Below are 22087 nucleotides of genomic sequence, written 5' to 3'. Positions count from 1 at the left end.
TTTCGGTTGCCCGGAACCCGGTTCAGGCGTATTTGCCGAGGTCGCTGGCCTGGAAGGCGGCCTGGTCGTTGATGCCGACGACGTAGCCGTCCGGATCGCGGAAGTAGAACATGCGCTGGCCGGTGTGGTCGGTGTCGGTTTCCTTGACGATTTCGGCGTGCCGGGAGATGCGGTCGTGGGCGCCGTCGAAGTCGTCCACGCCCAGGTAGAACATGCCGGCGAAGCCGATGGGGGTGTCGGCCAGGCTGGGCAGCCAGTTCTTCAGGTCGGCGTTGCTGTAGAGCATGGCGCAGAATCCGCCCTGGTAGAGCAGCATGTGGATGTCGTCGCCGGGGCGGGCGGTGCTGGAACCGACGTCGAACCCGAGCTGTTTGTAGAACGCGATGCTAGCCGCGGTGTCCCTGACACTCAGGCAGGGAGCGAACGGCATGAATCCTCCATGGCCGGGGGTGCGGCCTTCACCAGGGTGCGAGCGCGGGTACCGCGCGATTCCTTTCTCCGCCGGTCGGGGCAGGCGTGCACTCCGGGGGCCGCCGTCCTGGTGAGAGCGGCCGCTCTGAGCGGCTGGCGGCTGGCGGCTGGCGGCTGTGTCAGCGGGTGCTGCTGATGCAGAAGGGCTGGCCCGAGGGGTCGAGCAGCACGGTCCAGTGGCCCCCGCCCGGCTGGTGGGCGGGCTTGGTGGCACCCAGTTCCAGGAGTCGCTTCTCCGCCGCCTCGATGTCGTCGAACCTGATGTCCATATGGAAGGGGAGTTCGTCCTGGGGCCAGGTGGGGGCCTTGAACGACGTGGCGGACCAGAAGACGTACATCATGTCGCCGACCCACACGGGGAAGGCGGCCGGGTTGCCGTCCTCGTCCCGGTACGGCTCGGAGACCTGCGCGCCGAGGGCGGCGGCGTAGAACTCCGCGAGCCGGCGTCCGTCCTCGGCCCAGATCGCGTGCGACAGGACCTTGCCGGTCAGGGCGCTGTTGTCGGCATGTGTGTCGCCCATGGCTCTTCTCCTCTGATGGGGGTGTCTGGGGCGGTTTCCGCCCTCCGGAGCCGACCGTAACGAGCCTGTAGGGCGAGGAATGTCCTATATGAATCGTGGTGAGGTTGTGCGGGGGTGCTGTGACGCGTGGGTAGCGTGAGGGCCATGGCGTACGACGAGGTACTGGCGGAACGGGTCCGGGAGCTGCTGGAGGAGACCGACGCGGTCGTCGCGAAGAAGATGTTCGGCGGGCTCGTCTTCACGGTACGGGGCAACACGGCGGTCGGTGTGGTCGGCGACGACCTGCTGGTGCGAGTCACCCCTGACGACACCCCACAGTCCCTCGCCCAGCCCGGCGCACGGCCGTACAAGTTCCGCGGCCGCATCTCGAAGGGGTGGGTTCTGGTGGCAGGGGAGGTCCTCGACGACGACGTCCTGGACGACTGGCTGCACCTGGGCCGGAAAGCCGCTGCCGCGCTTCCGCCGAAGTGAACCCCCTCTACTTCAAACGCAACGTCCCGTCGTCGACGCCGCCCCGTCGGCTCGCCGCGCACCCGGCCGTCGGGCACAACGTCCTCGACCACGGCCTGGGGCTCCGCGCCGACGGCGACGCCTGTAAGAAGCTCGGCGAGGCCGCCGGCAGGGTCCAACCGCAGCCGCTCGCACCCCTCGGCATAGTCGATGCGGGGGCGTTCGGGGGTGAAGTACAGCCGGAGTAGGCCGTCGGCGTCGGCGTCGGCGTCGGCCAGGATGCGGTCGGCGGCGCGCTGGAGGGTGGGGTCGTCGACATGGCCGTGGGTGTGCAGGACGGTGAGGGCGCGAGTGCGGTGTCGTCGGCGTCCAGGGACATCATGCCGAGCGTCTCGTGTGGTGAGGCGAGGAAGGCGTAGAGAGGCCGTCGTGCCCCAGGGAGGCGATCCGGCGCAGAAGGGCTTGGCCGGGTTCGGTGCGGGCGATGGACCGCCCTCATAAGGCCGGCGCCTGGTGATCAGCCCTGCGCGTTCGGGGGGCACGCTGACCGAGTGCCCGGCCGCAGCACGCCGTGGGGCGGCCCACCGGGCCGGCCGCCCCACGGGCGAACCCGCACAGCGGGTCCGTTCACCCGTACGGCGCAGCCAAGGCCGCCGCCCCCGCCGGACCGCTCGGTCGGCCGCTGCCCACCCGGCCGATCAGCGTTGGCGGGCTGGGGCGGGCACTCATAGCTTCGCACTATGGCTACACGACACATCGCGCTCCTGGCGTGCGGTGCGGCGCTCGCCGCCGCCCCGCCGGGGGCGGCCGTACCGTCTACTCATGGTGGGTCGGTGCACCGGGTGCGCCCCGGTCAGTCGATCCAGAAGGCCGTGGACGCGGCGAGGCCCGGCGACACGATCCTTCTCTCACCGGGCACCTACCGCGAGAGCGTCCGCATCAGCACCTCCCGTCTGACGCTCCGGGGGTCGGGGCCCTCCTCCACCGTCCTCGTCCCCGCCGGTGCCACCGGCACCGGCACCGGGCCCTGCGCCGCGGCGGGTCACGGCGTCTGTGTGGCCGGATCGGCCGGGCGGCCCGTGGCGAACGTCAGCGTGCGCTCGCTGACGCTGCGTGGCTTCGCCAAGAACGGGCTGTGGGCCTCGTGGACCGACCGGCTGACGGTTCAGCAGGTCACCGCGGAGAAGAACGGCACCTGGGGCATCGCCCAGGAGCGGTCACTGCGCAGCTCGTTGCTCCAGAACACCGCCCGCAACAACGGGGACGCCGGGCTCTTCCTGTCCAACACCATGGACAAGGAGGAGGGGGCCGCCGACACCAAGGGCACAGTCGTCAGCCACAACCGTGTCTCCGGCAACCGGATCGGCATCACGGTGCGGCGCCTGCGCAACCTGACCGTGGAGCACAACGAGGCGACGGCCAACTGCGCGGCCCTCTTCGTGGTGGGCGACGAGAACTCGCCGCGCGCCGGGGCGATGACCCTGCGCCGCAACAACATCCACGAGAACAACAAGCTGTGCCCGAAGACGCCCCGCCTGCCCTCCCTACAGGGTTCGGGCATCGTCCTCACCGGCGCCGAGCAGACGCTCGTCACGTACAACCGGGTCGTCGGCAACGTGGGGTCCTCGCCACTGTCGGGCGGCATCGTGCTGTTCAAGAGCTTCGTGGGCGCCCACAACGAGCGCAACAAGATCCACGACAACGTGGTGCTGCGCAACGGCACCGCCGACCTCGCCAACCGGGACACCGGCACGGGCAACACCTTCCGCGGCAACACCTGTACCCGCTCCGAGCCCTCGGGCCTGTGCCGGCCGCACCCCGCGTCGCCCGCTTCCTCCGCTTCCGCTCCCCGTCCGCCCACTCACGCGGCACGACAGCAAAGGCAAGGCGAAAGATGACGATCCTCGATCCGGCTCCCCCGCCGCCCATGCGGCTGAGGGAACTCGTCTTCGGCGCGGCGTGCGCCGCCGCCATCCGCGCGGCCGCCCGCCTGGGCGTCGCCGACGCCCTCGGCGACACGCCCATGACCGCGGAGGACCTCGCGGCCGCGGTGGAGACCGAACCGCGGACGCTGCGCCGGCTGCTGCGCGCGCTGTCCTGCCAGGGCGTCTTCAAGGAGGAGCCCGACGGCACCTTCGCCCACACCGAGATGTCCCGGCTGCTGCGCGAGGACGACCCGCGCAGCCTGCGCTACATCGCGCTGTGGTGCACCGAGCCGTGGACCTGGGACGTGTGGCCCCGGCTCGACGAGGCGGTGCGTTCCGGCCGCAACGTCTTCGAGGACGTGTACGACCGGGAGTTCTTCACGTACCTCAACGAGGACGCGCCGGAGTCCGCGTACGTCTTCAACCGGGCGATGACGACGTCGAGCGAGCAGTCGGCGCGGGACGTCGCCGAGCTGCTCGATCTGCGCGGGGTGACGTCGGTCGCGGACATCGGCGGCGGTCAGGGGCACGTCCTGGCGAGTCTGCTGGAGAAACACCCCGGCCTCGACGGCGTGCTGTTCGACCTCCCGGCCGTGGTGGGCAACGCCGACCCCCGCCTGCGGGACGGCGGCGCGCTGGCGTCCCGGGTGCGGATCGTGCCCGGCGACTGCCGCGAGGATCTCCCGGTCCGGGCGGACGTCTACATCATCAAGAACATCTTGGAGTGGGACGACGACAGCACCCGCAGGACGCTGGCCAACATCCGGAAGGTGGCGCGTGCGGGGGCCCGGGTCGTGGTCATCGAGAATCTGGTGGACGACACCCCGTCCATGCGGTTCACGACGGCCATGGACCTGTTGCTGCTGCTCAACGTCGGCGGTGCCAAGCACACCCGGCAGAGCATGGTGGACCGGCTGACCGGCGCCGGCCTGGTCGTCGGCGAGATCCGGCCGGTCAACGCCTACCTCCACGCCTTCGAGTGCACCGTGCCAGCCTGACCCGGGCCGGAACACCCCCGGGCCGCCGGCCCCGCTTTCGCGGGGAGCCGGCGGCCCGGGCGCAGGCCTCGTCTGTCCGTCAGGGCACCGCGCTGCGCTCCCAGCGGTAGAAGCAGTGCGCCATGGCGTCCCGGGGGCCGCGCCAGGTCTCCGGGTCGTACGCGCTGACGTGCGTCGACAGCCGCTCGCTGATGCTGCGGAACTCGGGATGGCCGGCCAGTTCGGCGATGGCGGGCGCCGGATCCCGCTCGGCCTCGATGAGGTGCATGTAGATGTCGTCGAACTGGAAGAGGCTGCGCCGGGTGACCCCGACCAGGTGCGGCAGTTCGCCGCGGTCGGAGTCGGCGAAGACGTCCGCGATCGCCGGTGCCGAACCGGGCGCCATGCGGGCGACGATGAGTGTGTGGTGCATCGGCTGTCCTTCCTGGGGGTGCCGTCAGGCAGGCATGACCGATGCGCTCCGGCGCTCGCCCGCGGCCTGCTCGATGCGGTCCCGGATGAGGGCCATCTGGGTGCGGGAGTTGCGGTTGATGTTGTCCGTCATCCACTCGTCGTCGACGGGGGCGTCGGGTTTCATCGCGAAGTCCTGGACCCAGCGCATCCGAACGCCGCCGGGCAGCTCCGCGTACTCCCACCGGATGTTCATGCGGGCGAACGGCCCGGTCTCGACACGGTGGGCGTTGACGGTCAGCCGCGCGCGGTCCATGGTGCGCTCGGACACCCAGTTCCAGACCTTGCCGTCGGCGTCCGGGTGCATGGTCAGGCGGAAGGTGGTGGTGTCGCCCTTGCGGGAGAGCACCTCGACCGAGGCGTACTCGCTGAACAGCTGCGGCCAGTTCTCGATGTCGTTCGTCATGTCCCAGACGAGATCGAGCGGGGCGTCGATGATGATGCTGTTGTCGGTGTGTCCGGACACGTCACACCCCCGTCTTCAGGGCGTCGTTGACCACGCCGATGAACTCGGCGGGCGTCTTGCAGCGCTCCGCGTCGGTGGGCAACGACACGGCGTACCGGTTCTCCAGCTCGCCGACGATGCCCAGCAGGCCCAGGGAATCGACCCCGAGGGAGGCGAACGGCGTGTCGGGCGCCTGCTCCAGCCGGGCCGGGTCGCCCGTGACGCCGGCCGACTGCTTCATCAGCGCGGCGAGTTCTCCGAAGGTGAGTTCCTTGATGGTCATATACGTTTCTCCTTCCCCGCCCGGTCACCGGGCGGCGTCGCCGTCGCGGCGCACTACCAGCGCCGCGTTGGTTCCCATGAGTCCCCTGCTGAGGACGAGGACCGTGCGCAGCTCGGCGGGCCGAGCGCGAGACATCACCAGGTCGAGGTCGCAGGCGATGTCGAACACGTTGGGGGTGGGCGGCACCAGACCGTGCTCCATGGCGAGCACCGCGGCCGCGGTGTCCAGTACCGAGGCCCCGCAGTAGGCCCGCCCGCTCCCGGTCTTCGGGGCCGTCACGGGCACGCGGCGGGCATGGGCGCCCAGCGCGTCGGCGAGGGCCAGCGCCTCGGCGCGGTCCGCCTCCGGGACGCCCAGGGCGTCGGCGAAGACGGCGTCGACCTCTTCCGGGGCGCAGCCGGCCTCGTCGAGGGCGACCCGGATGGCGTGGGCGAGTCCCTCGCGGGACTCGGTCCAGCGCGAGGCACCGGTGAAGGTGGCGCCGTGGCCGGCCACGACCGCCCGGACGGCCGCTCCGCGGTCGCGGGCGCGCTGCTCGTCCTCCAGGACGAGCATCGCTCCGCCTTCCGCCGGCACGAAACCGCACGCGGCCGACGTGAAGGGGCGATAGGCGCGGTCGGGCTCCTCGACCGTGCTCAGTTCCGGGTAGCCGAGCTGGCACACCATCGAGTACGGGGCGAGCGGTGCCTCGGCGGCGCCGGCGACCACCGTGCCGGTACCCCGGCGGACGGCCCGGGCCGCGTGGGCGAGCGATTCCAGGCCGCCGGCCTCGTCGCCGGCGACCACCGCGCACGGCCCCTTGAAGCCGTGCCGGATGGAGATCTGGCCGGTGCTCGCCGCGTAGAACCAGGCGATGGACTGGTAGGGGCCGACGAACTTCGAGCCCTGGCCCCACAGCTTCTGGAGCTCCCGCTGGCCGAACTCGCCGCCGCCGGACCCGGCGGCGGTGACCACGCCGAAGGAGAAGGGCTCCTCGCCGGCCTCGTGGCCGAGGCCGGCGTCGTCGAGGGCGAGTGCGGCGGCGGCCATGGCGTAGTGGGTGAAGCGGTCGGTCTGGACGAGGAAGCGCTCTTCGATGAGGGCCTGGGCGTCGAACCCCTCGACCTGGCCGGCGACCTTGAGGGGCAGGTGCTCGCACCCCTCGCGGGTGATCCGGTCCAGGACGACCACGCCTTCCCGGACGGACTTCCAGTACGCGTCGGTGCGCAAGCCGTTGGGGGCGATCACGCCGATCCCGGTGACGACCGCGCGCGGGGGGCGCCGTGTGCTCATCGTGTCCTCCCGCCCGTCCGGGTCAGGAGCACGGCGGACTGGAAGCCGCCGAAACCGCTGCCGACGGAGAGCACGTTCCTCAGCTTCCGGGGGCGGGCGATGCGTGGCACGTAGTCCAGGTCGCACTCGGGGTCGGGAGTCTCATAGTTGGCCGTCGGGGGCACCACCTGGTGCTTGAGCGCGAGTACGCAGGCGGCGACCTCAATCGCGCCGATCGCGCCGAGCGAGTGCCCCACCATGGACTTGATGGAGCTCATCGGCGTGTCGTAGGCGTGAGCGCCCAGCGACAGCTTCACGGCGGCGGTCTCGTGCCGGTCGTTCTGCCGTGTGCCGGAGCCGTGCGCGTTGACGTAGTCGATCGCGGTGGGGCCGAGTCCGGCCTGTCCGAGCGCGGTGTCGATGGCGCGGGACATCTCAAGCCCCTCGGTGGTCAGACCGGTCATGTGGTAGGCGTTGCCATAGGTGGCGTAGCCGCTGATCTCGCAGTGGATGTGCGCGTCGCGGGCCCGGGCGTGCTCGTAGTCCTCCAGGACGAGGACCGCCGCGCCTTCGCCCATGACGAAGCCGTTGCGGCGGTTGTCGAAGGGCTTGGAGGCGTGCTCGGGGTCGTCGTTGTCGGGCGACGTCGCCTTGATGGCGTCGAAGCAGGCCATCGTGATCGGCGAAATGGGCGAGTCCGAGGCGCCCGCGATACAGACGTCCGCCCGGCCCTCCTCGATGGTGTGGAAGGCGTAGCCGACCGCGTCGAGGCCGGAGGTGCAGCCGGTGGAGACGGCCTGCACCGGCCCGCGGGCCCCGAACCGTTCGGCCACGACCGAGGCCAGCGTGCTCGGCGAGAAGGCCGTGTGCAGCTGGGGGCCGGCCCGGTGGTGGTCCACGTCCCACCGCCGGCCGCTCTGGCTGACCAGCACATAGTCGTGCTCGAGGCGGGTGGTGCCGCCGACCGCGGTGCCCAGCGAGACGCCGATCCGCCAGGGATCCTCGGCGGCGGTGTCGAGCCCGCAGTCGCGTACGGCTTCCTCGGCGGCGACCACCGCGAACTGGACGTAGCGGTCGGCGCGCTCGGTGAACTCCTGGTCCAGGCCGTGGGCCTGCGGATCGAAGTCGCACTCGGCGGCTATCCGGGAGCGCAGCCCCGCCGGGTCGAACAGCGTGATGCCGCGGGTCGCGGTCCGGCCCTGGACGAGGAGGTCCCAGAAACCCGCCGCTCCGGTGCCGCCCGGGGCGACCACCCCTATGCCGGTGACGGCGACGCGGCGGGTCACTCGAGCGCCCCTGTCCGCCCGGCCGGCTGTCCGGGGGCCTGCCCGGTCATGTGCGGCCCGGTGGCGGCCGGCTCGGAGACGTGCCCGGCCGCGCCGGTGTCCTCCGTGTCGACGTGACCGAGGCTCGGGTGCGGGGCGAGCGGTCCCAGATGGAAGACCATGCGGGCTTCGGTGTCACCGACGTTGCGGAACCGGTGCCGGACCTCGATGGGGATCAGCAGACCCTGGTCGGGCCGCAGGGCGTGCGGCTCGCCGTCCAGGTCGACCTCCAGCGAGCCGGAGACGACGTACACGAACTCCTCGGAGTACGGGTGGTAGTGCTCGCCGATCCGCTCGCCCGGCTGAATGATGGCCAGCCCCATGAAACCGCTGGTGGAGCCGACCGTGGCCGGTGTGAGCATGGCCCGGAGGTCACCTCCGCGCCTGCGGTTGGGCTCCGTGTCGCTCAGGTTCACGATGCGCGGATGCTGCGTGAGCATGTTGATACCTCCGGGTGTGGCGATGACATGCGGGAGGCCGCCGCGGCGGGGCCGCGGCGGCCCGTCAGGCAGCTGCCGACCTGCGGTCGGTGATGGGCAGCATGTCGGCGTGCGACAGGAGTCGGTTGATGTTGCGGTCCGTCGCCAGGGAGCCCTCGACGCCGATGGCGGTGCCGTCGAGGAGACGCTCCAGCTCGGCGGCCGCGCCGGGGCCCTTGAGGCCGAGCGAGGCCGCCGGGTCGAGGTCGACGTCACCGGTGATGTCGATGAGGCGGACCACGATGTCGTCGCGCTGGAAGACGGTGCTGCTGTGCACGGGGCTGTCCGGGGCGGCCGCGGCCGCCTCGCCCTGCCGGGCGAGGAACCTGGCCAGCTCCATTCCGCAGCCCGCCTTGGCCGGGTAGTACAGCGCGTGGCGCCGCAGGCCGGCCGGCTCGGGGCGGTCGGAGATGACGTGGTGCACGGAGGGCAGCGCCGCCCGGGTGAAGAAGAGGCGGGCCGATTCGGGGCTGGTGAGGTCCCGGTCCTGCTCCAGGTAAGGGTTGATGGCCTCCTCGACGGCCCGGACCTCGGGCTGGCGGGCGACATGGCGCAGCGCGGCCAGCAGGTCGCCCTCGACCTCCACGGCCCGGACGACCCGGTTGCCGTGCATGAACAGTGAGGTGCGGCGCAGCCGGGTCTTCTCGTCGACCTGTGCCTCGGGCGACTCGTAGCCGGCGAGCAGTTCCGCGACCTTGGACTCGGAGCCCGGTTTGACGGTGAAGGTGAGGGCGTGGCGGGTGACTCCGTCGCCCACGCGGGCCGTCACCTTCGGGTCCGGGACCGCGTCCGGGGTGAGCGGCCGCCGGCCGCCGGTCTCCCGCAGGATGCTGTAGCGCATCGACCGGGTGTCCCGGACGCAGGCGTGCATCGGCCGGACGGTCTCGACGTGCTCCTCGCTGTTCACCCAGGCGAGGAAGGGCGGAGCGCTCTCCCACTCGCTGGTGATGAGCCACTGCGAGGGGTTCTCGATGGACTGGCACAGCTGGTCGCTGATGTGTCCCGGGACGTCGGCGACCTGCCTGCGCATCACCTCGTAGGCCTCGAGGAACTGCTGCTGGGCTCCTTCGTACAGGTCCAGCAACAGGATCACCCGCAGCCTGGAACCGTCGAAGGCCGACTGCGATACACGTGCCGCGCTGGTCATACGGCGTACCTCTTCTCGTCCTCGAGAGCAGGGAGGGACCGCCGGGCTCGGATGGGCCGGGGTACGTACCGATCGTTGGCGGGGCTCGGGGTCCGCGCGAGTCCCGCGGGGTGGACGGGTGAACCGTGCGGCATTCGGGTGACCCGCGCACACGCGCCGTCCCGGGAAGGGGATGAATCTGCATCCCAACCCCGACGTGCGCCGCAGGCGGCGCTGGAGGCGATCAATGAACCGAAGCGAAGCGGCCGGCGAGGGCGAACACCGCACACCCGTCCTCGTCGTCGGCGGCTCTCTGGTGGGCCTTTCCACCTCGCTCTTCCTGGGGCGTCTCGGTGTGCCCCACACCCTCGTCGAGCGCCACGCGGGCACGTCGACCCATCCGCGGGGACGCGGGAACAACGTGCGCACCATGGAGCTGTTCCGCGTGGCCGGGATCCAGCGGCGCATCGAGGAAGCCGCCTCGGTGCTGGCGGCCAACAGCGGGATCCTGCAGACGCCGGGCCTGGTCGGGGACGCCGGCGAGTGGCTGTTCCGGGAGATCGACCCGGGCGGCGGTCTGGCCCGGTTCAGCCCCGCCCGCTGGTGTCTGTGCAGCCAGAACGATCTCGAACCGGTGCTGCTGACCTGTGCCCGGGAGCTGGGCGGGGACCTGCGCTACTCGACCGAGCTGATGTCGTTCGACCAGGACCCCGAGGGGGTGACCGCGCGGGTGAAGAGCGTCGAGACCGGCGAGCACACCACCATCCGGGCGGACTACCTCGTGGCGGCGGACGGCCCGCGCAGCCCGGTCCGCGAGCGGCTCGGCATCGGGCACACCGGGCCGGGCGACCTGTTCCACAACGTGAGCATCACCTTCGTCTCCCGCGACCTGGCGTCCGTCGTAGGTGACCGGCGCTTCATCATCTGCTACCTCACGAACCCCGAGGCCGACGGGGCGCTGCTGCCGGTGGACAACCGCGAGCGGTGGGTGTTCCACGCGCCCTGGCACCCCGAACGCGGCGAGACCCTCGAGGAGTTCACCGACGAGCGGTGCCGGGAGCACATCCGGCGGGCCGTGGGAGTTGCGGACCTCCATGTGGAGGTCACGGGCCGGGCACCGTGGCACGCGGCGGAGCGGATCGCCGAACGGTTCGCGCACGGACGGGTGTTCCTGGCCGGCGACTCGGCCCACGAGATGCCGCCCACCGGGGCCTTCGGCTCCAACACCGGGATCCAGGACGCGCACAACCTGGCGTGGAAGCTGTCCGCGGTCCTGGGCGGCTGGGCCGGTCCCGGCCTGCTCGACTCCTACGACGCGGAGCGCCGTCCGGTCGCGGAGCAGACGAGCGTCCGCGCCTCGGCACGCTCGGTCGAGCACAGCCACCCCGGGTACGCCCCGGAGCCGGGCGCGGGCGGCGGCCCGGGCGGCAAGAAGGGCATCCTCAACGTGGTCCTCGGCCACCGCTATCCGCACGGCGCGGTCCAGGGCGCCGATCCCACGACGCCGGTCGTGCCCGACGGCCTCCGCCTGACCGGCGAACCGGGCAGCCGGGCGCCGCACCTGTGGCTGAACCGGGCGGGCACCCGGGTGTCCACGCTGGATCTGTACGAGCGCTCCATGGTGCTGCTGAGTTCCGCCGGCACCCACGCCGGATGGCACACGGCGGCCGCGCACGTCGCGCGAGAACTGGGCATGCCCCTCGACTCGTACCGGATCGGCGAGGGCCCCGACGCCGAGCTGTCGCCGGCGGGCGACGAGGACTGGGCGCAGCTGTACGGCGTGACCGCGGACGGCGCGGTCCTGGTACGCCCCGACGGATTCGTGGCGTGGCGCTCGGAAGGAGCGCCGGAGAACCCCGCTTCGGCACTGCGGTCGGCCCTGGTGGCCGTACTCGCCCGGGAGGACGTCCACCGCAGGGCATAAGCCCTTTGCCGCCGGCCGGAGCGACCACAGGGCGCCTGCCGGGCGAGAGCCCGGTCAGGCGCCCTCTTCCGTGCCCCTGGAAGAAGCCGAGTGCGGGCGAGCGCAACCCCGGACGCCACCAGGTGGTCCTCATCGTGGACGGCACCCTGGTTGCCGGCGGCCGGTCACCGGCTCGACGGCGAGGTGGGCCTTGAACCCGTCCTGATAGCGGGAGAGGGTCTTGTGGACGTGCCGGGCATCGGGGTCGACGGTGGAGACCATCCGGTCGTAGGCGGTGCGGCGGGCGATGCGCCACCATCCGTCGGTGCCGTCGGAGTCATCCGCCGGTTCGACGTCCTGTCCTGCCACAGGGCCAGGATGCCCACGGCATCGGCCGCCCGGGGGCCGAGATCCTCCTCGGGCAGGCGGCCCAGCAGGTTGAGGGCGTCGGTGACGAGCGCGTCCACGAGCTGGGTGCGGGCCTCCTCGTCGTTCCAGGCGATGCGGGGTTTGCCCGGGTCGCAGGAGTCATGAGCCCGGCAGAACTCGGCGGCCACCGCACCGGCGCCGGGGACCTCGCGGATCACGCGGCGGATCGCGGCGACCAGCTGGGTGACGGTGTCCTGGGTCGCCGCCGCGTCCTCCAGCACGCCGAATCCAGCGCACGTCGGCGCCTTCCCATGAGCACCCCGGTCGCGGCCACCACCTCGCGCACCGCGTCGAAGATCCGGTCCGGCCGCTGCGAGCGGGCCGGCCGGCGCCGGAAGTACGCCAGCAGGGAAGGATCGAAGGCCCATCGTTCAGGCCGAGCCCGCACGCGGCCTTCCACCGCAAGTCACACGGGCGTCCCGAAGGTGATCGCCATCGGGTCACGCCGTGCATGGCAGCAGCTCGGACGTATCAGCTCGCTGGTCAGGTACGGAGAAGAGTTCAATGTCCCGCCTCCGGACAGGACGGCGTACATCAAATGGGACGGGGCGGCGGCCTTCGGCGTTGAGAGCACCACCAGGGTCGATGCGGTCTGGTGCGTCGTGCCCGCCTGACACGCGCCACGCCGCCGATCTACCGTCCGTGAGCATCACGGTGGGCCGGGGCCCGCTGGACGGCGGGGTTCGCTTCTTACGGGCGCGCTTGGACACAGATGCCCTTTCTTCTTCTCTACGGGATTGACGGGCTGCTACCGGCATCAGGCCGTCTGGGTGACCAGCCGGTCGGCGAGCTTGCACAGGCGGCACACCGTGCAGTCCTCCATGGCGACGGGGTAGCCGTTCCCGAGGGTGTGGAGTGCCTCGCGCAAGCGCTCCACGGCGGGGTCGTAGCCCTCGTACTCCCAGGTCCACTCCCCCATGACCGGCCTCGCTTCCCGCTCCGCGCTCAGGGGGCCGAACGCCGGCGCGGGCGGCTGTCCGCCTGGTCGCGCAGTGCGCTCCAGGAGACGGGCCCGAGGAGGTCCGCCAGGCGCTGGAGGGCATCGGCGAAGAGGTCGTCAATGGCGAGGACGCCGACCAGCCGCCCACCGTCGAGCACCGGCAGACGCCGGATGTCCTCGCGTCGGAACAGCTGATAGGCGACATCCAGATCGTCCGACGCGCTCACCGTGACGACGGGAGTGCTCATCAGGCGGGTAACCGGTTCGTCGGGTCCGGAGGCGCACGCGACACCGCGCATCACGATGTCATGGTCAGTGAGGATACCGCACAGAATGTCGCCCTCGGTGACCATGATGCAGCCGCCTCCTCCGTCATACGCACGGCTGCTTCCGTTGCGGTGACCTGATTGCTCACCGTGACCGGTGGCGTGGTCATCAACGCCGACACTTTCATCGCCGGCCCTCCATCCCGAGCCGTGCCTCAGTCGTGGGGCACCACGGCAACCGGGCACCGGGCATGGTGCACGCACGCCTGTGCGATATTCCCCAGGCGTGGCGCCACCGGCGGGTGATGCTTGCGCCGGCCGATCACCAGAAGATCGGCGTCCTCGGCAGCCCCGAGGACGGCGCGGGCGGGGCTTCCCAGCCGGACCGTGCTGGTCGTCATGACGCCGGGATTGCGCTCGCTCCACGGCTGTACGGCACGGGAGAGTTTCTCCGAGGCCTCTTTGCTGATCTCTCCCGCCACCTCGGGGTCGACACCCCACGGTGCGTAGGCCTGCACCGGCAAGGGGCAGCCATGCACGACGCGCAGGGGCACACCACGCGCCGCGGCCGTCTCGAAGGCGAACCCCAGCACGCTGTCGTACCGGCCATGCAGGCTGGCGCCGACGACCACACCGCCCTCGTCGGTACCGGCGAGCGGTCGAGCCCTGCCGGCCGGCGCCCGTACGAGTACCACTGGCTGTGCGGCTCTGCCCGCCACCTGGAGGCTGATATCGCCCAGGAAGAAGCTCTCCAGGCGTTCCAGGCCCCGTGAACCCAGCACGATCATCGTCGAGCTCACAGCGGCGTTCAGAAGTGCGGCCTCGGGTTCTTCCGCCACGAGGTCCTCGGTGACGGAGAGGTCATGGTGTCGCTCGTACACGGCTGTCGCAGCCGCCCGCACGATGCGCTTCGCCCAGTAGTTCTGATCCTTGTCGGGCGGAAGGCCCGTGGCCGGTTCGCCGGCCAGCAGAACCCACGCGTGCAGGAGGCGCAGTCCCAGCCCACGCCGCTCCGCCTCGTCCGCCGCCCAGAGGGCGGCCGCAAGGCTCTCCGCGGAACCGTCGAGTCCGACGGTGATGGGGGCCGACTCTATGACGGTCACCTCCGTGCGATCGACGTACGCCCCTGCGGGCCCACAGCGCGGCTCGTCTCCTCCAGCCTGAGTCCGGCCCTGCGGAACGGCCACCGGAGCCAGCCAGGCCCTGGATCAGTCCTCGATGACGAGGACACCCGTAACGGGGCGACGCGGCGTAGCCGGGCCGTGCGGTCCGTAGCCGAGGCGCAGGATCATCTGCACCTGGCCGGTGCCGGCGAGGGGGTCGCGCAAGGGCCAGCGCAGGTCGGGCCATTCCAGTGCCTGGGTGGAGAACGAGGTGGCCAGCCCCTTGAGGGTGGCTAGGAGCAGGACGCGCTGCATGGCCTGACCCGCGCGCAGCCAGTGCGGTGGTCGTCGCCGTCCGTGCTGAGCACGGCCAGGTGCGGGATGTCCTCGAAGGGCGTCGTTCCGCGATCGGCCACCGGCTGCCCGCCCGAGAAGTCACACATCGGTGCCCTCCCACCGTGTTTGCGTGGCCCGAAGGCGTACTCCGGAACCCCATCGGTCGCCGTGTCCGCTTCGGCGGAGCCGGTCGCATCCACCGGGCGAGGTCCTGCTCGCTACCCGGGTCGGTGAGGTTGCGTGCTTCGGCTTCCTCGGCCAGTTCCTCCACCCAGCGGGCCTGCCAGGATTCGAGGAAGGACAGCACGGCCCCTTCCCGTTGTGCGGCGTCGATGAGGCCGGTGCGCACGTCCTCCGGAAGCGCCTTTTCGGCGAACGAGTACCGGCTGGTATGCCGCTGGAGGATCGCGGGCTCGAGCAGTCCGAGCCCGATGTCCTCTGCACCGTCTTCGGACGGTGCCGTATGGACGAGGGCCAGCAAGGCCGCGTCCTGCGAATCGGGCAGCAGTGCGACGTCCGCGTGGTAGCCGGCCTTCGCGAGGGCGACGCGAAGCTTGAAGAGAGCGCCTCCCCACCCGATATGCAGGGCCCGGCCGTCGGGGTCAGAGTGCGGCATGCCCCGCTCCGGATCCGCGTACAGGTGGAACGTGCCGCTTTCTCTTGAGTACCGGAAACGCCAGGGTTGTGCGTTGTGCATCGAAGGGGCTGCTGCCGCCTCACCGACCAGCTCCGAGACCCGGGCGTCGTCCAGGCTGGGTGATGCTGTCACCGGGGCCTCCCTTCACACGGGGGCTGGCCGCGCTACCGGCCCTCTCCCCCATCCTCTCCCTCCGGCATCGATGCGGCACGGGGCAAGATGGCCCCTGCCGCCCGGGCGACAGAGCGGAGGCACCCGCCCACAGAACGTGGGCGCAAGCGGCAGGCTGCGCTCGAGAGCGCTGACAATCTCTCCGCCCAGGTCCTGAGGTCAGAGTGCTCGCATCCGAGCGTCATACTCAGCGTGCGGCTCCAGCCCGACGCCTGGTCATGCGGCGCCGCCCGCAGCCTCTTCGCCTGTCGGCATGACTGTCGCCGGTCGAGCCGTCGCCGCCGTCCGCCGCATGTACCGCTCCGGGTCCACCGGACGGGCCGGCGTGACCCCCGCCGTGAGGCGAACCGGCTACAACCCCCCTGCCGAACCCGGCGGGCCCGCGCGCCGGGCTGCCAGTTCCTTGTCCACCTCGCGCAGCAGGAGTGCGAAGTCCACGCGTTCCATATAGAACGGGCCTGCGGCGGCCGCGAGTTCCGGAAGGCGTTCGGCCATACCTTCCAAGATATTGATGTGGACACCACCGAGGCCCTTCGGGTGGTCTCCCTTCACCCGGTCCAACAGAATGCCCATGGCCTGCAGGAGCCGAGCGTTGTTCCCGGAGGCCGCGACCACACGGTCGGCGGCTTCCCCGTACTCCTGGTCGAGCAGGCGGCGGAAGTCGAGGTCGCGGAAGGCCTTCAGGTCGGCTTCGGCGCGGGCGGTACGGTCGGTGTACTCCGGCGACTCGTAGAGGGAGATCAGCCGGGCGTACTCGGCGGAGAGGGCATGCGCCTCGGCCACCTGGCCCGACAGCTGCTCCACCTGCGCCGAAAGGGCGGGATCGGTCTCACGTAAACCCGTCCTCTCCAGCCAGCCCGGTGCGCGCTCCGACAGCTCGGCGCCGAGGACTCCGGCCAGACGGTCCATCCGTTCCTTGAGCGCGTACAGCTCGCCGATGCCCCGCGCGCGGACCATGTTCAGCATCGACCGCGCGTCCGGTTCCCTGCGGACCCGGTCGAGGAGGGCGCTCAGACCGGCGGGGTCGCCGTACCCCTCGACGTCGGCGAGCGCCTCTTGCAGCAGCTTCTCGCACGCGGCGAGTTCGTGGGGCTTGAGTCCTGCCATGTTCGTCGCACTGGGGCCTTGGACGTGATTGAGGAGGGTCTGCAGAACGCCGATCTCCCGGCTGCTGCGCTCGAGCGTTTTCCGCAGCTCCTCGATCTCCGCCAACCGGGCATGAGCTGCCGTGATTTCGGCCTCCTGATGTGCGTGCTTGTCGCGGTAGCGTGCGGGCAGCACCGCATGCGGAAGGACGCGGGACGGGGTGAGTTTTTCCTGCTTATGCCGCAAACGCCCGATTTTGTCTGCCAATTGCGTGCGCTCAGCGTCGAAGTCACGCAGATACGCATCGGCTCCTCCCGCGACAGCGGCCAGTTGGAGACTCCGGAACTCCCGCGCCACCGCCAGTCGATCCGCGTCAAGAGGGTCTTTCCCAGCTGCCAGCCAGCCGATGAGTTCTTCGACGTCCGCGGGTCCGAGACCGAACAGCGTGGCCCGGAAGGCCCGCAAGTCGGCCTGGCGCCGCTGCTCCTCGGTCAGTTCAGGCGCGTCGGCGGGACCGGCGGCCGAGCCCTGCTCGGACGGAGCGCATATCTGGCGCAATTCCCGATCCACCACGTCCATCATCCCCGTGGCCTCCGACCCGAGTTCGCCCGCGATCGTGGCCGCGGTCCGCCCGGCCTGGCGGACCGCTCCGTAGATGTGCGCGGCGGCGTACGAGGCGGCCCAGCGCAGCGCCAGGCGTGTGCACCACTGCGGGAGTGGAACGGCTTCGAGCAGTGCCTGCTGGGCGGCGGAGGGGACCTGGGCCAACGCGCTGCCGACCCATCGGGAGGCTTCCACAAGGGAGGTGGCGGCGCTCTGCGCACCGGCCACCGGGCCCTCGCCGGCGAGAGTGGCCAGCGCGCGGCCCAAGGCGTCGTGCACCGCTTCCTCCGCCGTGGCGGCACCGCCTTGCACCGCCTCGGCGGCCCGGGTGGCCGCTGCGGGGACCTCACGCAGCAGCTCGGCGACGGTCTGCCGGGGCAGCAGGGCGGACAGCTCGTCGGGGAGCGGCAGCAGCTCGGCGACCCGGCGACCGGGCAGTTCCGTGACCCACGCGGCGGCCTGCGTGGCGGCCTGGGACGTCGCGGTGCCGACGTGCTGCACGGAGGCTACCGGGCCTTCGCGGGCGAGGGTCACCAGCGCGCGGCTCAGGGCGCCGTGCACCGCCTCTTCCATCTGCGCGGCGTGGTCCCCGGCCAGCCCGACGGTGTTGTCGAGTCCTTCCGCGACCTGGTTCAGCGCATGGCTGAGCGTCGGCATGCGGTCCGCGCGGGACGGACCCGCCGCTCCCCGGGCTTCCGCCCGGTCACGTGGCGTCGGATCCAGGGGGCGGCTGGGCGGACGGCGGACGTCCTGGGCGTTCGAACGCTGCCGCATCGCGGCGACCGCGGTATTTCCCGCGGAACGCTGGAGGGCCATGATCTGCGCCGGGCTCCCCGGGGACGGGGCACGGCTCGGGAAAGGATCAGAGTCCGCACGGGGAGCGAGTGCTGTCCCTGCCGACTCGGCACCACGCCGGGCCGGAGTCTCACCGGTCTTCCCTTGCACCCGCATCTACCGCTCCTCGTCCGCATGTCGAGACCACATCCCGGCTCCTTCACCACCCGCACAACGATGCCGAAGGAGCACCCCGCCGAACCCGGGGCGGGCGAGGCCGCCGCGGTGCCCGACGTTGCCGGCCGCGGTGTGTGCGGCCGACGAGTTCATCGAATCGCCGGTGGACCCGGTCATTGAGCTCGTGTCGTCGTCAGCCGGGCTCGTACAGCCCGCGTGTGGCGTCGACGTTGCGCTTCATGATTTCGCCGGCGAGGCGATCGACGATCCTGCCGTGCAGCGGATCGAACTCCGCCAGGACCAGCCCGGGAAGCGTGCCGAGGTCCCGGTGGTTGTCGGTCTTGACCGAAAGCCTGATCCTGTCCGGGAACAGGGGCCCGAGGGTCCCCCCGGGGACCACTTCGAACCGGGCCCAGAAGCGGTGGGCATCCGTTCTGGCCCACTTGGCGATCATGTCCTCGTAGGGGATCATCGCGGAGTTGGTGACGTAGGTGCCGGCCACCAGGTTGGTCGCGTCGGTCGACCCGCCGATCTGCGCCCCCTGCACGTGCAGCCATTCCCAGTTCTGTTCGAGTTCGTACGGAGCGCCCAGGAAGCGCTTGGCGTAGGCCACCACTCCGAGAGCGTTCCAACCGTTCATGGCGCTGTCCTGGCCGGCTCCGCGGTCCACGGCGGTCAGGTCCGTGCCCGGCACCCAGCCGGTGTCCGGACGCGGGGCGGTGAGACGGGCGTACTCGGCGTGCAGCGCGCGCCGCGTTGCCTCATCCATATCGGGATCGAAGAACTCGGCGTCACCGAACCGTCGGTTCGCGATGCGAATGCGGTGCGCGGCGGCGCGGACCGTGCCGGCCGTGGAGACGTACATCATCCGCGCCCGGTCTCCCGGGAAGCGGCCTTCGTACTCGAAGAGGTTGGCGCCGTTGTCCTTGTTCCGGAGCAGCGCGTGCCGTTGTTCGTACTGGCGCTCGGAGAGACGCTCGTACCGCACGTCGTCGAAATGACGGGCCGTGTCCTCGTCGATGCCGAGCATGTGCCGGGCCTGGTCATCGGACAGGTCCAGGCCGTACAGACGCCCTTCCGCCCGCGGTGCGCGCGAGCCGCCTGAGCTGTTCCAGATCTGCGGTCCGTGCCTGACGATCGCGGCGACGAGACCGGGCGTGGCCCGTCCCAGGACTTCTTCGCCGACAGGACCGGTCGCTTTGACGATGCTGTCGTAGTGGAAGAGACCACCGAGCTCGTGCCAAAGGTGGCGCCACACGGGGCCCCTCTCCCGGTAGGCGCCCTTGATGAAATCGTCGAGGCCGCTCGACCGGACGTCGCCGGCGAAGCCGACGGCGCCAAGGGCGGCCGTCAGCCTGTCGACGCCGCCGTACTCCGCGAAGAGCAGCCTGCCGTCGGCCTTTTTCACGAAGGCGTACTCGGCGCCCGGGTTGAGCGAGTCCTGGTAGATCCGCTCGTCGTAGTTGGCCAGGTGCATCGCGCGCTGTACGACCGGAGTACTCGCGGGCGGTGCGGGGACGGTGCCGAGAGGCCGCTGCTCCGCCGCTCCCACCGGCGCGCTCATGACCCGTGACGCGTTGGCCTTGGCCTCCCGCTCGAAGCGGTCGTCCGGGTCAGTCACCGCGAACCCGTGACCGGTGTCGGTTCCCGTCACCGGCCCCCTGCGCTGCTGGACGACGTGTGTGAGCTCGTGCGCCAAGGTGGCCTTGTCCGTTCCGTCGCGGCCGATGACGACATGGTTGCCGGCGGTGTAGGCGCGCGCGCCGATCACCATGGCCGAGCGCTGTGCGGCGACGTCGGTATGGACGCGTACGTCGGACAGATCGGCACCGAGCCGTGCTTCCATTGCGCTCCGGGTGGTGCCGTCGAGCGGACGGCCGCCGCTGCACACCACCTCGGGGACGGCGGACTGCTCCCGGGACACCCCGCCCGCTTGCAGCATCCTGAGGACCGCGCCGTTTCCGGCCGCCCGCTGGAGGGCCAGGAGCAACGAGGCTCTCCCCGGGGGCGCCACGGCCGACGCGGGCCCGGCCTGTGCGGGTTCGGGTGAGATCCGCGCCGGGCGCTGCGACCGATTCGATATCGGAACCCAACGGCGCATGGCCCTCCTCCGGACGAGACCACAACAGTGGCCCGCGTCGTCGAGCAGCGTCAAGGACGGGCCATCTCGCCCATACGTCGTTTCTCGCCATCGGGCCGATTCTCCCGCGTGCGGAAACGGTTCTTGAAGGAATTCCGGCCATGCCACAGAGCCGAACAGGCAGCGCGCAGACCTTCTTGACACATACCGGGCAACGGGGGAGGTGAGAGACCTCGCACGGAATGATGCACTCCGAATGCCCTTGTTTGCAGCCGAAATGCCTCTCGGACCCCGGCACCGGCAGCCGCACCGGGTGGGAGCCCGGAGCCTCACCCCACGGTGGCCGGTTCGCCCAGGTGCGGCGGGGAGTGCTGGCGGCATACTCTCAGTCGGTCGAGCGCCGCTCCCGCGTGAGCCATCAATCTGCGGCACCTTTTGCCGGTGCGCACTTCCACGCGCCCTCTGATGAGTTCACGCGTCAACGAAAGTCCGGAGGGGGAGCATCATGGCGGACATCGCCAGTATCCAGGAGTTCAGTCTCAACAAGACGCCGCATTCGGTGGCCGTGGGAAACAAGCGATACTTGTGGATCACCACGAACAGCAGGACCGTCGTCAAGATCAATCCCAATGACCCCAACAGTGCTCAATCGATCGCCACCGGGGAGTACGACCTCACGGCCGGGGTCATGAAGGACCCGGTATCCGAGAACCAACGGATCTGGATGGCGTCGCCCGCCAAGCGGGACCCCATCCTGGTGATGGAGACCTACGGGAATTACCCGGTGACCGCATACCCCCTGGAGCCGGACGCCCAGGCGGAGAGTATCAAGCTCCGGACGACCGACAAGGGCACTCCGAGCAATCCCAACGTCAGCTACAGCCTGCTGTTCGCCGAACCGCAGCACAGCTACGTCGGCATCCTCCCCGTCCCGGCCCAGGGTGGCTCCTACGACAAGATGCCCATCGGCCGGAGCACATGGCTGTGGGATGTGGCCGTCACGACCGCGGACGACAAAAAGACCCACACCTACTGGGCCACGGGCCAGAAGCAGACCACCAGCCCCGTCAGGAACGAGAACGGCCTCTACCGACGCTCCCCCGGGCAGACGGCATGGGAGAGGGTCGAGATTCTCGACAGCCCCGAGCAGAAGCCCTTCTACATCATCGCCGACACCGAGGCGGTCTGGTTCACCGCCACCAACCCCAACCAGGTCGTCCGCTACGACATCACGGAAGGCACCTCTCGTACCGTGTCCCTGGGCGACGCGGTGCCGCAACAGCTGGTGTTCTACACGAACGACAAGGTGTGGGTGGCTTCCAGCAAGGGACTGCACGAGATCGACCGCCATCAGCCGGGTCCGGGTTCCTTGGTGAGCCTCCCCAACGGCGGTGGCGCGAAGGGGCTCTGCGTCGGCACCAACGGGGAACTCTGGTACACGAACCCCACGAACAAGTCCTTCGGCAAGTACTCCGTGCCGCCGCCTCCTTACGGTGGCGCTTCCCTCGCCGGCCGGACCCAGGTGGTGCACCAGGGCAAGTCCGAGCTGCACATGAAGGATCACGTCGAGCATCCGCTCATCGTGGAGTACGTCTCCAACGGCCACCCCGTACCGGGCATTCCGCTCACCTGCCGCATCGAGGCGGACGGGGCGACTTTCGACGACGGGTCCAAGGAACGCGTGATCCTGACCGACCAGCTCGGCCGTGTCGCCGTGCCACCCGTGTCGGCAGGGCTGATCGAGGAAGTGGCGGTCCTGAGCGTCGGCCTGGGCAATACCGAGCCGCACGCGACCACGACTCTGAGGATCACCCAGGGCTAGCGGTCCGGCATCGACACCTGCGGTTCATCCCGCCTC

Annotated in this window: 21 protein-coding genes and 1 pseudogene; 6 read left to right on the top strand and 16 right to left on the bottom strand. The window is 70.6% G+C overall.

The features are described 5' to 3' along the window. Positions 1-22 precede the first annotated feature (22 nt). Positions 23-430 carry a VOC family protein gene (locus tag CYQ11_RS26475; protein ID WP_099202819.1) on the bottom strand — a complete coding sequence of 136 codons (408 nt, stop codon included), beginning with the start codon at positions 428-430 and terminating at the stop codon, positions 23-25. A gap of 160 nt (positions 431-590) precedes the next feature. After that, entirely contained in the window at positions 591-992 is a 402-nt protein-coding gene (locus CYQ11_RS26470; RefSeq protein ID WP_099202818.1) for a VOC family protein, read from the bottom strand. 144 nt (positions 993-1136) lie between these two features. On the opposite strand from CYQ11_RS26470, the gene CYQ11_RS26465 reads away from it, so the two are divergent. The 4 genes from CYQ11_RS26465 to CYQ11_RS26450 all read left to right on the top strand — a co-directional run bounded on the left by CYQ11_RS26465 (position 1137) and on the right by CYQ11_RS26450 (position 4365). Then, positions 1137-1463: a TfoX/Sxy family protein gene (locus tag CYQ11_RS26465; protein WP_099202817.1), complete on the top strand. Its 327-nt coding sequence runs from the start codon at positions 1137-1139 to the stop codon at positions 1461-1463. Continuing rightward, positions 1460-1690, top strand: a complete 231-nt coding sequence (locus tag CYQ11_RS26460; RefSeq protein WP_099202816.1) for a hypothetical protein — start codon at positions 1460-1462, stop codon at positions 1688-1690. The genes CYQ11_RS26465 and CYQ11_RS26460 overlap by 4 nt, the downstream gene beginning before the upstream one ends. Before the next feature lie 492 nt (positions 1691-2182). Next, positions 2183-3340: a right-handed parallel beta-helix repeat-containing protein gene (locus tag CYQ11_RS26455; protein ID WP_099202815.1), complete on the top strand. Its 1158-nt coding sequence runs from the start codon at positions 2183-2185 to the stop codon at positions 3338-3340. Next, entirely contained in the window at positions 3337-4365 is a 1029-nt protein-coding gene (locus CYQ11_RS26450) for a methyltransferase (RefSeq protein ID WP_099202814.1), read from the top strand. Before CYQ11_RS26455 ends, CYQ11_RS26450 begins: the two co-directional genes overlap by 4 nt. 79 nt (positions 4366-4444) lie before the next feature. On the opposite strand, the gene CYQ11_RS26445 is transcribed toward CYQ11_RS26450, so the two are convergent. The 7 genes from CYQ11_RS26445 to CYQ11_RS26415 all read right to left on the bottom strand — a co-directional run bounded on the left by CYQ11_RS26445 (position 4445) and on the right by CYQ11_RS26415 (position 9745). Further along, the gene (locus CYQ11_RS26445; RefSeq protein WP_099202813.1) at positions 4445-4777 is read right to left on the bottom strand and encodes a TcmI family type II polyketide cyclase; all 333 of its coding nucleotides are present in this window, start codon (positions 4775-4777) and stop codon (positions 4445-4447) included. A 24-nt stretch (positions 4778-4801) separates the two neighbouring features. Then, complete coding sequence (locus tag CYQ11_RS26440; RefSeq protein WP_099202812.1) at positions 4802-5281, bottom strand: SRPBCC family protein; 480 nt, start codon at positions 5279-5281, stop codon at positions 4802-4804. A 1-nt stretch (position 5282) separates the two neighbouring features. After that, positions 5283-5543 carry an acyl carrier protein gene (locus CYQ11_RS26435; RefSeq protein ID WP_099202811.1) on the bottom strand — a complete coding sequence of 87 codons (261 nt, stop codon included), beginning with the start codon at positions 5541-5543 and terminating at the stop codon, positions 5283-5285. A 24-nt stretch (positions 5544-5567) separates the two neighbouring features. Then, positions 5568-6815, bottom strand: coding sequence for a beta-ketoacyl synthase N-terminal-like domain-containing protein (locus tag CYQ11_RS26430; protein WP_099202810.1), 1248 nt, complete (start codon positions 6813-6815; stop codon positions 5568-5570). After that, positions 6812-8080 (bottom strand): beta-ketoacyl-[acyl-carrier-protein] synthase family protein, encoded by a 1269-nt coding sequence (locus tag CYQ11_RS26425; protein WP_099202809.1) that lies wholly within the window; start codon positions 8078-8080, stop codon positions 6812-6814. The genes CYQ11_RS26430 and CYQ11_RS26425 overlap by 4 nt, the downstream gene beginning before the upstream one ends. Next, complete coding sequence (locus CYQ11_RS26420) at positions 8077-8559, bottom strand: cupin domain-containing protein (protein WP_099202808.1); 483 nt, start codon at positions 8557-8559, stop codon at positions 8077-8079. The genes CYQ11_RS26425 and CYQ11_RS26420 overlap by 4 nt, the downstream gene beginning before the upstream one ends. A 64-nt stretch (positions 8560-8623) precedes the next feature. Further along, positions 8624-9745, bottom strand: a complete 1122-nt coding sequence (locus CYQ11_RS26415; RefSeq protein ID WP_099202807.1) for a SchA/CurD-like domain-containing protein — start codon at positions 9743-9745, stop codon at positions 8624-8626. A gap of 226 nt (positions 9746-9971) precedes the next feature. Between CYQ11_RS26415 and CYQ11_RS26410 the strand changes: the two genes are divergently transcribed. Beyond that, positions 9972-11648: an FAD-dependent oxidoreductase gene (locus CYQ11_RS26410; protein ID WP_099202806.1), complete on the top strand. Its 1677-nt coding sequence runs from the start codon at positions 9972-9974 to the stop codon at positions 11646-11648. Positions 11649-11807: 159 nt separating this feature from the next. Here the strand turns inward: CYQ11_RS26410 and CYQ11_RS30505 are convergent. The 7 genes and pseudogenes from CYQ11_RS30505 to CYQ11_RS30010 form a co-directional block, all read right to left on the bottom strand. Then, a pseudogene (locus CYQ11_RS30505) lies at positions 11808-12512 on the bottom strand (IS5/IS1182 family transposase); the annotation flags it as partial. A gap of 301 nt (positions 12513-12813) precedes the next feature. Then, positions 12814-12975 (bottom strand): hypothetical protein, encoded by a 162-nt coding sequence (locus tag CYQ11_RS29875; protein ID WP_181143797.1) that lies wholly within the window; start codon positions 12973-12975, stop codon positions 12814-12816. 26 nt (positions 12976-13001) lie between these two features. Next, positions 13002-13349, bottom strand: a complete 348-nt coding sequence (locus CYQ11_RS26400) for a CBS domain-containing protein (RefSeq protein WP_243469290.1) — start codon at positions 13347-13349, stop codon at positions 13002-13004. A gap of 128 nt (positions 13350-13477) precedes the next feature. After that, positions 13478-14356, bottom strand: coding sequence for a universal stress protein (locus CYQ11_RS26395; protein ID WP_099202912.1), 879 nt, complete (start codon positions 14354-14356; stop codon positions 13478-13480). Positions 14357-14470: 114 nt separating this feature from the next. Then, a complete protein-coding gene (locus tag CYQ11_RS30940; RefSeq protein ID WP_398781034.1) occupies positions 14471-14680 on the bottom strand; it encodes a hypothetical protein in 210 nt (69 codons plus the stop codon). 1180 nt (positions 14681-15860) lie between these two features. Beyond that, a complete protein-coding gene (locus tag CYQ11_RS26385; protein ID WP_099202805.1) occupies positions 15861-17855 on the bottom strand; it encodes a hypothetical protein in 1995 nt (664 codons plus the stop codon). 487 nt (positions 17856-18342) lie between these two features. After that, entirely contained in the window at positions 18343-20139 is a 1797-nt protein-coding gene (locus tag CYQ11_RS30010) for an eCIS core domain-containing protein (protein ID WP_420894543.1), read from the bottom strand. A 595-nt stretch (positions 20140-20734) separates the two neighbouring features. Between CYQ11_RS30010 and CYQ11_RS26375 the strand changes: the two genes are divergently transcribed. After that, positions 20735-22051, top strand: a complete 1317-nt coding sequence (locus CYQ11_RS26375) for an NHL repeat-containing protein (protein WP_099202803.1) — start codon at positions 20735-20737, stop codon at positions 22049-22051. The last annotated feature ends 36 nt before the right edge of the window (positions 22052-22087 follow it).

It is taken from the genome of Streptomyces cinnamoneus (assembly GCF_002939475.1).
Lineage (GTDB): Bacteria > Actinomycetota > Actinomycetes > Streptomycetales > Streptomycetaceae > Streptomyces > Streptomyces cinnamoneus_A.
Note: the sequence above shows the minus strand (reverse complement) of the source record. Positions and strands in the feature narration are given on the sequence as shown.